The following is a 13117-nucleotide window of genomic DNA, read 5'->3' on the forward strand; positions in this document are numbered from 1 at the left end:
CGCGGGCCGCCGAGGATACGGGACTCATGAGACGTCTGACCCCTGTCCTCGCCCTCGGCGCCCTGCTGCTCGCAGCCCTGCCCGCGCACGCGGCGGAAGGTCCCGCGCACCGCGAGAGTTACGGCACCAAGGCGCCCTACGCGCCGCAGCAGGACCCGCACGGTTACCAGCGGCCCCCGGTCGGCTTCGAGCCCGTCTTCACCGAGAGCGTCTCCCGGCACGGCTCCCGCGCGGCCACGGACGGCGAGGACGGGGAACTGGTCCTCGCGCTGTGGGACCAGGCCGAGGCGGAGGGACAACTCACCCGCAGGGGAGAGGAGTTCGGCCCGACGGTCCGCGCCCTGGAGGCCGCCATGGCCAGGGTCGGCTACGGCAGCCTCAGCGGGCGCGGCAAGCGGGAACTGACGGACACGGCCGTCCGCATGCAGCGGCGGCTGCCCGCCCTGTTCAAGGAGATCGCGGACGCCGGGGAGCGGATCGACGTCGTCAGCTCGGGGCAGGGACGGGCCGTGGACAGCGGCACCGCGTTCACGGACGCCCTCGCCGAGGCCGACCCGGCGCTGGAGCCGCTCATCGGGCCGGCCCGCACCGACAAGGACCTGCTGTACTTCCACAAGGCGGCGGGCGGTGCCGCCTACCGCGACTACATCGCGAACGACCAGCGCCTCAAGGACACCCTGAGCCGGATCACCGGTCAGCCCCGAACGAAGCGGGCCGCCCGCAGCGTGCTGCGGAAGATCTTCAAGGACGCCTTCGTGGAGCGGATCGCCGACCAGACGGGCGCCGCGGAGGCCGTCTACAACCTGTACGCCATCGCCCCCGCGATGACCGAGGAGAGTCCCGGCGGCGCGGGCTGGGGCATGGAGCGGTTCGTCTCCGCCGCGGACGCGGCCTGGTTCGGGTATCTCGGGGACGCGGAGGACTTCTACGAGAAGGGTCCCGGCTTCGCCGACAGCGACATCACCTACAGGATGGCGGACGTCCTGCTGGACGACCTGTTCCGGCAGGTCGAGGCCAAGCGCGCCGGCACCGGCCGGATCGGCGCCGAGCTGCGCTTCACCCACGCCGAGGAGATCATCCCGCTGGCCGCGCTGATGGGTCTGCCGGGCAGCACGAAGCCGGCGACGCCGGGGGAGCCGTACACCTACGCGGACAACGCGTGGCGGGGCGCCGCCGTCTCCCCGCTGGGCGCCAACATCCAGTGGGACGTCTACCGCGGGGGCAGCCGCTGGCTGGTACGGATGCTCTACAACGAGAAGGAGACGCCCTTCAAGGCGGGTTGCCGTCCGGTCGCGAAGGGCAGCGCCTTCTACGACCTGGACGAGCTGGAGCGCTGTTTCGGGCGGTGGTGAGCCGGAGCGGGAGCCCGGCGGTCAGCCCTGGGCGCAGTCGGCGCAGTCGGCGCACGTGCCGAAGATCTCCACCGTGTGGGCCACGTTGACGTAACCGTGCTCGGCGGCGATCGCCTCGGCCCACTTCTCCACCGCCGGGCCCTCCACCTCCACCGCCTTGCCGCAGGCGCGGCAGACCAGGTGGTGGTGGTGTTCGCCGCTGGAGCAGCGGCGGTAGACGGACTCGCCGTCGGACGTGCGCAGGACGTCGACCTCGCCGGCCTCGGCGAGGGACTGGAGGGTGCGGTAGACCGTGGTCAGGCCGACGGAGTCGCCCTTGTGCTTGAGCATGTCGTGCAGTTCCTGCGCGCTGCGGAACTCGTCGACCTCGTCCAGGGCCGCCGCCACGGCTGCACGCTGGCGGGTCGCGCGGCCCTTCACGGGCGGTCCAGCGGTCGTCACCGTTGCCTCCTCACGTCTGCTGCTGCCCGGGCCATTGTGCCAGTCCGGGCCGTCGGCGGTCAGACGCCGACCTCGTCTCCGGCGCCCCGCGCGGGCGGAATCACGCACTCCGCCGGGTCCCCGGCGGGCTGGGCCGCGGCGGCCGCGCGGGCGCGTCGCCGGGCCAGCGGACCGGCCAGCGCGGTCAGCGCGAGGAACGCGGCGATGGTCAGCAGGACGATCGTGGCGCCGGGCGGGACGTCCTGGTAGTAGGACGTGACCGTGCCGCTGACGGCCACCACCACCCCGATCGCCACCGCGATCACGAAGGTGACGGTGAAGCTGCGGCTGAGCTGCTGCGCCGCCGCCACGGGGACGACCATCAGCGCGGACACCAGCAGCAGACCGACGACCCGCATGGCGACCGTCACGGTGACGGCCGCGGTGACCGCCGTCAGCAGGTTCAGCGCGCGCACCGGCAGGCCCGTGACCCGCGCGAACTCCTCGTCCTGGCTGACCGCGAACAACTGGCGGCGCACGCCCAGGGTGACCAGCAGGACGAGCGCGGCGAGCACGCAGATGGCGGTCACGTCGGACTCGGACACCGTCGACAGGGAGCCGAACAGGTACGACGTCAGGTTGGCGGTGGAGCCGCCCGGCGCCAGGTTGATCAGCATGACGCCGCCGGCCATACCGCCGTAGAACAGCATGGCGAGGGCGATGTCGCCGCGGGTCCTGCCGTACCAGCGGATCAGTTCCATCAGGACCGCGCCCAGGACGGAGACGGCCGTCGCCATCCACACGGGGGACGTGGACAGCAGGAAGCCGAGGCCGACACCCGTCATGGCCACGTGCCCGATGCCGTCGCCCATCAGGGCCTGGCGGCGCTGGACCAGGTAGATGCCGATCGCGGGCGCGGTGATGCCGACCAGCACGGCGGCCAGCAGCGCCCGCTGCATGAAGGCGTAGTTCAGGAAGTCCATCAGCTCAGCAGTCCCGTGCGGATCGGTTCGGTGCCCGCCGGCGCGTGCGGGTGTACGTGGTCGTGGCCGGGCAGCGCGTGCTGGCCGACCGCGCGCGGGGGCGGGCCGTCGTGCAGCACGCAGCCGTCGCGCAGGACGACCGCCCGGTCGATCAGGGGCTCCAGCGGGCCCAGTTCGTGCAGCACGAGCAGGACCGTCGTACCGGCCTCGACCTGCTGCTCCAGGGTGCGCGCGAGGATCTCCTGGCTGGCCAGGTCGACGCCCGCCATCGGCTCGTCCATGATCAGCAGCTCGGGCTCGGCGACCAGCGCGCGGGCGATCAGCACCCGCTGGTGCTGGCCGCCGGAGAGGGCGCCCGCGGAGTCCTTGGCGCGGTCCGCCATGCCGACCAGCTCCAGGGCCCGGCGCACGGCCTCCCGGTCGCTCCTGCGGAAGAGGCCGAAGCGGGTGCGGGACAGGCGGCCCGAGGAGACGATCTCGGTGACCGTCGACGGGACCCCGCCCGCGGCCGTCGTCCGCTGCGGTACGTAGCCCACGCGCGCCCAGTCCCGGAAGGACCGGCGCGGGGTGCCGAACAGCTCGATCGTGCCGCCGCTCACCGGCACCTGGCCGATGATCGTGCGGATCGCCGTGGACTTGCCGGAACCGTTCGCGCCGAGCAGCGCGACGACCTCGCCGCGGCCGACGGTGAGGTCGACGCCGCGCAGCACGGGACGCGCGCCGAGTTCGGCGGTCACGCCGCGCAGGGCTATGACAGGCTCGCTGGTCATCTCGTCTCCTGTCACTTGGCGCCCAGCGCCTGCTGGAGCGCCTTGAGGTTGGCCCGCTGGACCGCGAAGTAGTCCTTGCCGCGGGACTTGCCGGTGATGCCCTCGATGGGGTCCAGGACGTCGGTCCTCAGACCCGTGTCCTTTGCGAGGGTCCTGGCGGTCTTGTCGCTGACGAGCGTCTCGTAGAAGACCGTGGAGACGCCGTCGGCCCTGGCCATCCTCTCCAGGTCCCGGACGCGGGCGGCGCTCGGCTCGGACTCGGGGTCGAGGCCGCTGACGGCCTCCTCGGTGAGGCCGTAGCGCTCGGCGAGGTAGCCGAAGGCGGCGTGCGTGGTGATGAAGACCTTGCTCCTGGGGTGGGCGAGGCCGTTCTCGAACGCGGTGTTCAGGTCGTTCAGCTGCTTCACCAGGGCCGCGGTGTTCTTCCTGTAGTCGGCCGCGTGCTTCGGGTCGCCCTTCTCGAAGGCCTTGCCGACGCCCTCGGCGACCTGGGCGTAGCGCACCGGGTCGAGCCAGATGTGCGGGTCCTTGCCGGTGGATTCCCCGTCCTCGTGGCTCTCGTGCCCGGCCGCGTGGCCGCCGACCTCGCTGCCGTGGTTCTCCAGCGTGGTCAGGGAGGCCGCGTCGATCTTCGTGCCGACCGAGGACTGGGCCACCGCGTCGTCGACGGACGGCTGGAGGTTCTTCAGGTAGAGCACCGCGTCGGACTCCTCCAGCGAGGCGATCTGCTGGGGGCTGATCTCCAGGTCGTGGGGCTCCTGGCCGGGCGAGGTGAGGGTGGTGACGTGGACGTGGTCCCCGCCGATCCGCTCGGCGAGGAAGGCCATCGGGTAGAAGGACGCGACGACGTCGAACTTGCTCGTGTTGGCCGCGACCGCCTTGTCGCCGGAGCAGGCGGACAGCGTGCCGATCCCGAGGGCGGTGACCGCGGCGACCGCGGCGGCGGGTATGAGGCGCTGCGCGCGGGACCGGGTGCGTCGTCGTACGTTCATGACAGTCATTTTCAACAAAGATGGAAACCGTTGTCAACAACGCTCGTCAGGCGGTCTGGGCAGGGGCCGATTTGGCCGTGGGGGAGCATGCGCCGGTAACCTGAATCATTCGCTGGAAGCATCTCGCTTCAACGCCCGTCGTCGTAATGAAGAGAGCACCGTGGCCGCCGACAAGATCGACACCATCGTCAGCCTGAGCAAGCGCCGTGGCTTCGTTTTCCCCTGCAGTGAGATCTACGGCGGACAGCGTGCCGCCTGGGACTACGGACCGCTCGGTGTCGAGCTGAAGGAGAACATCAAGCGTCAGTGGTGGCGCTACATGGTGACGTCGCGCGAGGACGTCGTCGGTATCGACTCGTCCGTCATCCTGGCCCCCGAGGTCTGGGTGGCCTCCGGCCACGTCGCCACCTTCACGGACCCGCTGACCGAGTGCACCGCGTGTCACAAGCGGTTCCGCGCCGACCACCTGGAAGAGGCGTACGAGGAGAAGAAGGGCCACGCCCCGGCGAACGGCCTCGCGGACATCAACTGCCCGAACTGCGGCAACAAGGGCCAGTTCACCGAGCCCAAGCAGTTCTCGGGTCTGCTCTCCACGCACCTCGGCCCGACCCAGGACTCCGGCTCGGTCGCGTACCTGCGCCCCGAGACCGCCCAGGGCATCTTCACCAACTTCGCCCAGGTGCAGACCACCTCGCGCCGCAAGCCGCCGTTCGGCATCGCCCAGATGGGCAAGTCCTTCCGCAACGAGATCACGCCGGGCAACTTCATCTTCCGCACCCGCGAGTTCGAGCAGATGGAGATGGAGTTCTTCGTCAAGCCGGGCGAGGACGAGCAGTGGCAGGAGTACTGGATGGAGCAGCGCTGGAACTGGTACACCGGCCTGGGGCTGCGCGAGGAGAACATGCGCTGGTACGAGCACCCGAAGGAGAAGCTCTCCCACTACTCCAAGCGCACCGCCGACATCGAGTACCGCTTCCAGTTCGGCGGCTCGGAGTGGGGTGAGCTGGAGGGTGTCGCCAACCGCACCGACTACGACCTCTCGGCGCACTCCAAGGCCTCCGGCCAGGACCTCTCCTACTTCGACCAGGAGGCCGGCGAGCGCTGGACGCCGTACGTCATCGAGCCGGCGGCGGGTGTCGGCCGCACCATGCTGGCCTTCCTGCTCGACGCCTACGTCGAGGACGAGGCTCCCAACGCCAAGGGCAAGATGGAGAAGCGCACGGTGCTGCGCCTCGACCACCGCCTGGCCCCGGTGAAGGTCGCCGTGCTGCCCCTGTCGCGCAACCCCGAGCTGTCCCCGAAGGCCAAGGGCCTCGCCCAGGCGCTGCGGCAGAACTGGAACATCGAGTTCGACGACGCCGGTGCCATCGGCCGCCGCTACCGCCGCCAGGACGAGATCGGCACGCCGTACTGCGTGACCGTCGACTTCGACACCCTCGAGGACAACGCGGTCACCGTCCGCGAGCGTGACTCCATGAAGCAGGAGCGCGTGTCGCTCGACCAGATCGAGGGCTACCTGGCCCAGCGTCTCGTCGGCGCCTAGTCACACCACCGGATGCCGGGCGGGCCCGCCGATGCGGGGCCGCCCGGCATCCGTGTGTCCGCCCCTGGTTCAGCGGCCCTGGAGCGCCTTGACGTTGTCGCCGAAGGTCCAGTTCTTCGCGCCGTCCCAGTTGACCGACCACGTCATCAGGCCTTTGAGCGACGTGCCGTAGTGCTTCCACGCCTGGGAGACCAGCGACGGGGACATGTAGCCGCCGCCCGCGCCGGACTGGGCGGGCAGGCCGGGCACCTGCTTGTCGTACGGCACCCGGATCGTGGTGCCCTGCACCACCAGGCCCTTGTTCAGGCAGTCGGTCTGGGCGGTGAAGCCCTGCACCGTGCCGGCTGCGTAGGAGTCGCCGGAGCAGCCGTACATGCTGCCGTTGTAGTACTGCATGTTCAGCCACCACAGACGGCCGTTGTCGGCGTACTTCTTGACGATCGGCAGGTACGCGCCCCAGATGGAGCCGTAGGTGACGCTGCCGCCGGTGACGTACGCCGTCTCCGGGGCCATCGTCAGGCCGAAGCCGGACGGCATCTGCGCGAGGATGCCGTCGATGATGCGGATCAGGTTGGCCTGGGACGTGGACAGCTGGCCGATGCTGCCGCTGCCGACCAGGCCCGTCTCGATGTCGATGTCGATGCCGTCGAAGTTGTACTTCTTCAGGATGGGCACGATCGTCGCCACGAAGCGGTCGGCGACGGCGGAGGAGCTGAGGTCGATCCCGGCCGCCGCGCCGCCGATGGACAGCAGGATCGTCTGGCCGGACGCCTTGGCCGCGCACATCTCGGCAGGCGTGGCCACCTTCACGCCGGCGTCCATGCCGTCCTCCCACAGGGCCGTGCCGTCGGAGCGGATCACCGGGAAGGCCGCGTTGATCACGTTGTAGCCGTGCGCGGCGATGCGGGAGTCGGTGATCGGCGTCCAGCCGAAGGGCGGGTGGACCCCGTTGGCAGCGCCGTCCCAGTTCTCCCAGTACCCCTGGAGCACCTTCCCCGCCGGCTTCGGCTTCACCGCGCAGGTTTCGGCGGCGGAGGCGGTGGGCGCGGTGGCGATGCCGAGGGGGACGAGGAACGCCGCGGTGAGCGCGGTGGCGAGCAGTCGTCTGATCATGCGGAGCCTCCCGGTGGGGGTGCGGTGAGGTGTCGTAGTCATGACAGTGCGGGTGGTCCAGACCTCTCGTCAATAGGTCTGGACCAATCGATCGAGAGGGGCGCCGGTGGGCGCGGGGAGCCGCTGACAAGATTGGAGTGACAGATATTGAAATCTGTCAGCTGTCATGCGAGAGTGGTGTCATGACGATGCGAACCCGAACCCTCGGCACCACCGGCCCCCAGGTCTCCGCCCTCGGCCTCGGCTGCATGGGCATGTCCGGCATGTACGGCGAGGCGGACCGCGCCGAGTCGATCGCCACCCTCCACGCCGCGCTGGACGCCGGAGTGACCCTGCTCGACACCGGCGACTTCTACGGCATGGGACACAACGAGCTGCTGATCGCCGAGGCGCTCCGCTCCGCCCCGGCAGGGCTGCGCGACAACGCGCTGCTGAGCGTGAAGTTCGGCGCCCTGCGCGATCCGGACGGCGGCTGGTCCGGCTACGACGGGCGCCCGGCCGCCGTGAAGAACTTCGCCGCGTACTCCCTCCAGCGCCTCGGCGTCGACCACATCGACGTCTACCGCCCGGCCCGGCTCGACCCGGACGTGCCGATCGAGGAGACCGTCGGCGCGATCGCCGAACTGGTCGAGAAGGGCTGGGTCCGGCACATCGGCCTCAGCGAGGTCGGCGCGGACACCATCCGCCGGGCCGCCGCCACCGCCCCGATCTGCGACCTCCAGATCGAGTACGCGCTCATCTCCCGCGGCCCCGAGCGGGAGATCCTGCCCACCCTGCGGGAACTGGGCATCGCCGTCACCGCGTACGGCGTGCTCTCGCGGGGACTGATCTCCGGCCACGTCACGGCCGGCCGGCAGTTCGCCGCGAACGACTTCCGCGCCCACTCGCCCCGCTTCCAGGGCGACAACCTCCAGCACAACCTCACCCTCGTCGAGTCCCTGCGCAAGGTCGCGGAGCAGAAGGGCGTCACGGTCGCGCAGATCGCCATCGCCTGGGTGCTCTCGCGCGGCGAGGACGTCGTGCCGCTGGTCGGCGCCCGCACCCGCGAGCGGCTCGGCGAAGCGCTGGGCGCGCTGGACGTGACGCTGGACGCGGACGACCTCGCCGCCATCGAACGCGCCGTACCGGCGGACGCGGCGGCCGGCGAGCGGTACGCCTCGGAACAGATGGCCCAGCTCGACAGCGAGCGGTGACCGGCACGCCGGGTACCGTCTAGTCATGCCACCGACCAGCGAGACCCTGACCGCCGAGCGCATCCTCGAAGCCACCGAGGAGGTGCTGCGCCGCCACGGGCCCGCCAAGGCCACCGTGGTCGACGTGGCCCGCGCGCTCGGCGTCAGCCACGGCAGCGTCTACCGGCACTTCCGCACCAAGGCGGCGCTGCGCGAAGCGGTCACCAAGCGCTGGCTGGACCGGACCGCGCAGCGGCTCGCCGGGATCGCCGGCGCCGACGACCGGTCACCGGAGCAGCGGCTGCGGGACTGGCTCGCCGCCCTGTTCGCCGCCAAGCGGCACAAGGCGGGCGACGATCCCGAGCTGTTCGCCACCTACAGCGTGCTGGTGGAGGAACTCGGCGGCGTGGTCCGGGACCACATAGCCGACCTCACCGGCCAGTTGACCCGCATCATCGCCGCGGGCGTCGAAGCGGGCGCCTTCCCGCTGTCCGACCCGGCCATCGCGGCCCGTGCCGTCTTCCACGCCACCAGCCGCTTCCACGACCCCGGTCACGCCCGGGAGTGGACCGCGCCGGGCATCGACGAGGAGTTCGAGGCGGTCGTGGACCTGCTGGTACGGGGCTTGCGCACGGCCGACGGCCAGGGCTGAGCCGGAGGCGAACCGCCTCAGCCCACGGTCCGCGGCAGCCGCAGGCTCAGCAGCCCCGTCAGCACGATCCCGGCCAGCTGCACCAGCAACGTGCCGACCAGCGCGTCCCGCATGCCCACGTGCGGTACCAGGGTCAGGAACAGCGTGCCCAGCGTCGCCACGCCCAGCGCCAGCGCCGACTGCTGCGTGGTCACCATCACCCCGCTGCCGACCCCGGCCCGCGCGGGCGGCACCTCCGACATCACCAGCCGCATGATGTTGGGCAGTTGCAGCGCCTGCCCCGCGCCGGCCACCGCCGCGCCCGGCAGCAGGGAGACGATGTCCAGCCGCGGCCAGTCCCGCCACGCGGCCAGCACGATCAGCAGCACGCCCACCCCCTGGAGCACCGACCCGGCCGTGACCACGCGGGTGCCGAAGCGGGCGATCAGCCGGGGCCCGGCGAGCGAGACGAGCAGGAACGCCACGGCCATCGGCGCCAGCGCCAGCCCGGCCGGCACCGGACCGAGCCCGGCACCCTGCTGCAACGCGAGCGCGATCATGAACATGAACCCGCTGAAGCCGATGGAGAACGGCACCATCAGCTCCAGACCGCGCCGCATCGACGGCACCCGGAACAGGCTCGGCGGCACCAGCGGCGTCCGCCCCGACCGGTCCGCCCGCCGCTCCACCATCCAGAACGCGCCCGCAGCGAAGGGGAACGCGGCCAGCGACAGCCAGGTCCACAGCGGCCAGCCGGCCGCCCGCCCCTCGGTGAGCGGCGCGAGCAGCGTCAGCAGGGAGACCGCGAGCAGCACGGTGCCCGGCCCGTCCACGGGCTCGGGGTGGTGCGACCGGGTCTCCGGCACGAACCGGGCGGCGAGCACGAGTCCCAGCACGACCACCGGCACGTTGACGAGGAAGATGGCCCGCCACCCGGTCCCGGCGATGTCGGCGGCGACCAGCACCCCGCCGAGGATCTGCCCGGCGACCATGGACAGCCCCGCCGTGGCGCCGTACAGGCTCATGGCCTTGGCCCGGCGCGTGCCGCTCGTGGCGGACTGGATGGTGGCGAGCACCTGCGGCAGCATCGCGGCGGCCGAGGCGCCCTGCGCGACCCGGGCCGCGACCAGGCTCCAGGCGCCGGGCGCGAGCCCGCAGGCCAGTGAGGTGAGCCCGAAGGCGGCCATCCCGGCGAGGAACAGCCGGCGCCGGCCGAACAGGTCCCCGAGCCGCCCGCCGAGCACGAGCAGCACGGCGTACGCGACCCCGTACCCGGCGACGACCAGCTCCAGCACGGCCTCGCCCGCGGCGAGATCGGCGCCGATGGTCGGCAGCGCGACGTTGACGATGAAGAAGTCGACCAGCGGCAGCGCCGCGGCCAGCAGGACGGTGAACAGCCCGGGCCCGGTCAGCGCGGGCGGCGCCGCCGTCGGCCGGACGGCGGGGGCGGTGACGGTTTCACTCATGCTCCCGAGCCTGGAAGACCGCCCAGGCTGGTACCAGAGTCTCCTCATCCTGGTAGCCGGACTACCCGGCACCACCCGGGGGCCGGGGCGGATTCCGGGCCGGGCTCCGGGTCATGCTGGTGGTCGGCGGTCCTTGTCCTGGTACTGGAAGCACCTGGAAACAGCTTGGCCCGACCGGCACCCTGGACCCATGACGACCTCGGTCCAGGAAACCCGGGCGCCCGCCCGGGGAGCGGAGATCCGTCGGCACGAGCTGGCCGCGTTCCTGCGCAGCAGACGCGAGCGCATCACACCGGAGCAGGTGGGCCTGCCGCGCGGGGCCCGCCGGCGCACCCCCGGGCTGCGCCGCGAGGAGGTCGCCCACCTCTCCGCGGTCGGCGTCACCTGGTACACCTGGCTCGAACAGGCACGTGACATCCAGGTCTCCGTCCAGGTCCTCGACGCCCTCGCGCGCGCCCTGCGCCTGGACGCCAGCGAACGCGCCCACCTCTTCCAGCTGGCCGGCGCGACGGACCCGACCCCGGCGGCGAACTGCCCGAGCGTCACCCCCGCGCTGCGCGCGATGCTGACCGGGCTGGAGCCGATCCCGGCCTGCATCCAGAACAGCCGGTACGACATCCTCGCCTACAACCGCACCTACGCCCGCCTCCTGGGCGACCTGGACGCGGTGCCGCCCGAGGACCGCAACTGCATGCTGCTCGTCCACACCAACAGGGAGTGGCAGGCGGCGGTGGTCCACCTGGAGAAGACCCAGCGCCTGATGGCGGCCCGGCTGCGCGCCGCCCTGGCCGGCCATCTCGGCGAGCCCGCCTGGAAGGTGCTCCTGAAACGGCTGGACGAGTCACCCGCCTTCCGCGAGAACTGGCGGCGCTACGAGGTGGTCGACACCCGCTCCAAGTCCAAGGAGTTCCTCAACCCCCACGTCGGCCTCCTCAGCCTGGAGCACACGGACCTGTGGCTCGCCCCCGAGGTGGGCGCCCGGATGGTCACGTACACACCGAGGAACGAGGAGACCCGGGAGCGGCTGGAGAGGCTGTACGAGATCGCCCGCGCCCGCTGACCCCTCGGTCTGCCACCCCGGTGGCGGTGGGGGCGCGGGCCGCGCCGGCCGGCTTCCCGGACGGCGGCCGCCGGGCCTCGCCGCTACGCCTGCTTCGCGGTTTCCACGACCTGGCGGACCTCCGGGGAGCTCAGGCTCTCTGCCGTGCGTTCCGCGGTGCGGCGGGCCCAGTGGCCGCTGGTCAGGAAGCCGAGGATCAGGACGGCCAGGCCGCAGGCGGTGAGGATCCACCAGCCGGGGCGGGCCGCCGAGACGAACACCTGCCGGTACGGGGACGAGCCGATGCCGGAGGCCAGGACGGCGCCGACGACCGCGACGCCGAGTGTCTGGCCCAGCTGCCGGCTGGTGGAGGCGACGGCGGCGGCGACACCGGCCTGGGTGCGCGGCATGCCGGAGACGGCCGTGTTGGTGATCGGCGCGTTCACGAAGCCGAAGCCGATGCCGAAGAGAACGTAGCCGAGCAGCAGGGTGATGTCGGAGGTCTCCGCCTCGAACGCGGCGAACAGCACACCGCTCGCGGTCATCGCCGTGCCCGCCACCAGCAGCGGCAGGCGTGGGCCGCGGCTGCCCACCAGGCGGCCGGACAGCGGGGCGCACAGGAACGTCGGCAGGGCCATCGGGAGCATCCACAGGCCCGCGTGCAGGGCGTCCAGGCCGCGGACGTTCTGCAGGTACAGGGTGGACAGGAACAGGAAGCCGCCGAGGGCCGCGAACGCGCTGATCGCGATCACGGTGGCGCCGCTGAACGGGGCCGAGCGGAAGAAGCGCAGGTCGATGAGGGGTTCGTCGCGGCGGGGTTCGTACCACAGGAGGGCCAGCAGCGCGGCCACGGCGACCACGGCGAACGGCGCCACCGGGCCGGCGCCCGACTCCGGCGCCTCGATGATCGCGTACGTCAGCGAGCCGAACAGGGCGATCACCAGTACCTGTCCGACCGGGTCGGGACGGCGGGCCTTGGGCGCGCGCGACTCCGGGACGAAGCGGAGGGTGAGCAGCAGGGCCGCGAGGCCGACCGGGAGGTTGACCCAGAAGATGGAGCGCCAGCTCACCGACTGCACCAGCAGCCCGCCGACCAGCGGGCCCGCCGCCATGGAGATGCCGACCACCGCGCCCCACACCCCGATCGCGCGGGCGCGTTCGCGGGCGTCGGTGAAGGTGTTGGTGATGATCGACATGGCGACCGGGTTGAGCATCGAGCCGCCCACCGCCTGGACCATGCGGAACACGATCAGCAGTTCCAGGTTCGGGGCGACGGAGCACAGCGCGGAGCCGGCCGTGAACACCACCAGGCCCGCCATGAAGACGCGTTTGCGGCCGATGCGGTCGGCCGTGGAGCCCGCCAGCATCAGCAGCGAGGCCAGGACCAGCGTGTAGGCGTCGATCGTCCACTGCAGGCCGGAGGTGGTGGCGTGCAGGTCGCGCTGCATGGAGGGGAGGGCCACGTTCAGCGCGGTGTTGTCGAGACTCACGATCAGCAGGCTCATACAGCAGATCAGGAGCACGAGCAGGCGTCGGCGAGGGCTCAGCTCTGGCATGGGTCCCATCGTACGCCGAACTCAATAGTGCGTCTAACTAATGAGTCATACATGGTCTCCGGGTGCCGGCCGGTGGCGCC

12 protein-coding genes are annotated in these 13117 nt (G+C 71.6%); 5 read left to right on the plus strand and 7 right to left on the minus strand.

The features are described from left to right. Positions 1-26 precede the first annotated feature (26 nt). A complete protein-coding gene (locus tag LG395_RS32920) occupies positions 27-1352 on the plus strand; it encodes a histidine-type phosphatase (RefSeq protein WP_225812286.1) in 1326 nt (441 codons plus the stop codon). A 21-nt stretch (positions 1353-1373) separates the two neighbouring features. Here LG395_RS32920 and LG395_RS32925 read toward each other — a convergent pair whose 3' ends face one another. Genes LG395_RS32925 through LG395_RS32940 form a run of 4 tightly spaced genes read right to left on the minus strand, consistent with a single transcriptional unit; the run spans position 1374 to position 4517 of the window. Then, positions 1374-1793 (minus strand): Fur family transcriptional regulator, encoded by a 420-nt coding sequence (locus LG395_RS32925; RefSeq protein ID WP_103810821.1) that lies wholly within the window; start codon positions 1791-1793, stop codon positions 1374-1376. Between the two features lie 59 nt (positions 1794-1852). Then, the gene (locus tag LG395_RS32930) at positions 1853-2755 is read right to left on the minus strand and encodes a metal ABC transporter permease (RefSeq protein ID WP_225812287.1); all 903 of its coding nucleotides are present in this window, start codon (positions 2753-2755) and stop codon (positions 1853-1855) included. Continuing rightward, positions 2755-3525, minus strand: a complete 771-nt coding sequence (locus tag LG395_RS32935; RefSeq protein WP_171156530.1) for a metal ABC transporter ATP-binding protein — start codon at positions 3523-3525, stop codon at positions 2755-2757. The genes LG395_RS32930 and LG395_RS32935 overlap by 1 nt, the downstream gene beginning before the upstream one ends. An 11-nt stretch (positions 3526-3536) precedes the next feature. Continuing rightward, positions 3537-4517, minus strand: a complete 981-nt coding sequence (locus LG395_RS32940) for a metal ABC transporter substrate-binding protein (protein ID WP_225812288.1) — start codon at positions 4515-4517, stop codon at positions 3537-3539. 160 nt (positions 4518-4677) lie between these two features. Between LG395_RS32940 and LG395_RS32945 the strand changes: the two genes are divergently transcribed. Further along, positions 4678-6060, plus strand: a complete 1383-nt coding sequence (locus LG395_RS32945) for a glycine--tRNA ligase (RefSeq protein WP_014672583.1) — start codon at positions 4678-4680, stop codon at positions 6058-6060. Positions 6061-6129: 69 nt separating this feature from the next. Here LG395_RS32945 and LG395_RS32950 read toward each other — a convergent pair whose 3' ends face one another. Further along, on the minus strand, positions 6130-7173 hold the full coding sequence (locus tag LG395_RS32950; RefSeq protein ID WP_225812289.1) for a chitinase: 1044 nt from the start codon (positions 7171-7173) through the stop codon (positions 6130-6132). 182 nt (positions 7174-7355) lie between these two features. Here LG395_RS32950 and LG395_RS32955 point away from each other — a divergent pair, with 182 nt between their 5' ends. After that, positions 7356-8366, plus strand: a complete 1011-nt coding sequence (locus LG395_RS32955) for an aldo/keto reductase (RefSeq protein ID WP_225812290.1) — start codon at positions 7356-7358, stop codon at positions 8364-8366. A 25-nt stretch (positions 8367-8391) separates the two neighbouring features. Beyond that, positions 8392-8997: a TetR/AcrR family transcriptional regulator gene (locus LG395_RS32960; protein ID WP_171156537.1), complete on the plus strand. Its 606-nt coding sequence runs from the start codon at positions 8392-8394 to the stop codon at positions 8995-8997. A gap of 17 nt (positions 8998-9014) precedes the next feature. On the opposite strand, the gene LG395_RS32965 is transcribed toward LG395_RS32960, so the two are convergent. Continuing rightward, positions 9015-10442: an MFS transporter gene (locus LG395_RS32965; RefSeq protein WP_171156539.1), complete on the minus strand. Its 1428-nt coding sequence runs from the start codon at positions 10440-10442 to the stop codon at positions 9015-9017. A 190-nt stretch (positions 10443-10632) separates the two neighbouring features. Here LG395_RS32965 and LG395_RS32970 point away from each other — a divergent pair, with 190 nt between their 5' ends. Continuing rightward, a complete protein-coding gene (locus LG395_RS32970) occupies positions 10633-11502 on the plus strand; it encodes a helix-turn-helix transcriptional regulator (RefSeq protein ID WP_225812291.1) in 870 nt (289 codons plus the stop codon). An 83-nt stretch (positions 11503-11585) separates the two neighbouring features. Here LG395_RS32970 and LG395_RS32975 read toward each other — a convergent pair whose 3' ends face one another. Then, on the minus strand, positions 11586-13037 hold the full coding sequence (locus LG395_RS32975; RefSeq protein WP_225812292.1) for an MFS transporter: 1452 nt from the start codon (positions 13035-13037) through the stop codon (positions 11586-11588). Positions 13038-13117 lie beyond the last annotated feature (80 nt).

Origin of the sequence: Streptomyces spinosus, from assembly GCF_020400655.1 — a bacterium.
Lineage (GTDB): Bacteria > Actinomycetota > Actinomycetes > Streptomycetales > Streptomycetaceae > Streptomyces > Streptomyces argyrophylli.

Coding starts and splice junctions, on each gene's coding strand:
- LG395_RS32920 (WP_225812286.1), top strand. CDS start 27: ATGAGACGTCTGACCCCTGTCCTCGCCCTCGGCGCCCTGCTGCTCGCA.
- LG395_RS32930 (WP_225812287.1), bottom strand. CDS start 2,755: ATGGACTTCCTGAACTACGCCTTCATGCAGCGGGCGCTGCTGGCCGCC.
- LG395_RS32935 (WP_171156530.1), bottom strand. CDS start 3,525: ATGACCAGCGAGCCTGTCATAGCCCTGCGCGGCGTGACCGCCGAACTC.
- LG395_RS32940 (WP_225812288.1), bottom strand. CDS start 4,517: ATGAACGTACGACGACGCACCCGGTCCCGCGCGCAGCGCCTCATACCC.
- LG395_RS32950 (WP_225812289.1), bottom strand. CDS start 7,173: ATGATCAGACGACTGCTCGCCACCGCGCTCACCGCGGCGTTCCTCGTC.
- LG395_RS32955 (WP_225812290.1), top strand. CDS start 7,356: ATGACGATGCGAACCCGAACCCTCGGCACCACCGGCCCCCAGGTCTCC.
- LG395_RS32960 (WP_171156537.1), top strand. CDS start 8,392: ATGCCACCGACCAGCGAGACCCTGACCGCCGAGCGCATCCTCGAAGCC.
- LG395_RS32965 (WP_171156539.1), bottom strand. CDS start 10,442: ATGAGTGAAACCGTCACCGCCCCCGCCGTCCGGCCGACGGCGGCGCCG.
- LG395_RS32970 (WP_225812291.1), top strand. CDS start 10,633: ATGACGACCTCGGTCCAGGAAACCCGGGCGCCCGCCCGGGGAGCGGAG.
- LG395_RS32975 (WP_225812292.1), bottom strand. CDS start 13,037: ATGCCAGAGCTGAGCCCTCGCCGACGCCTGCTCGTGCTCCTGATCTGC.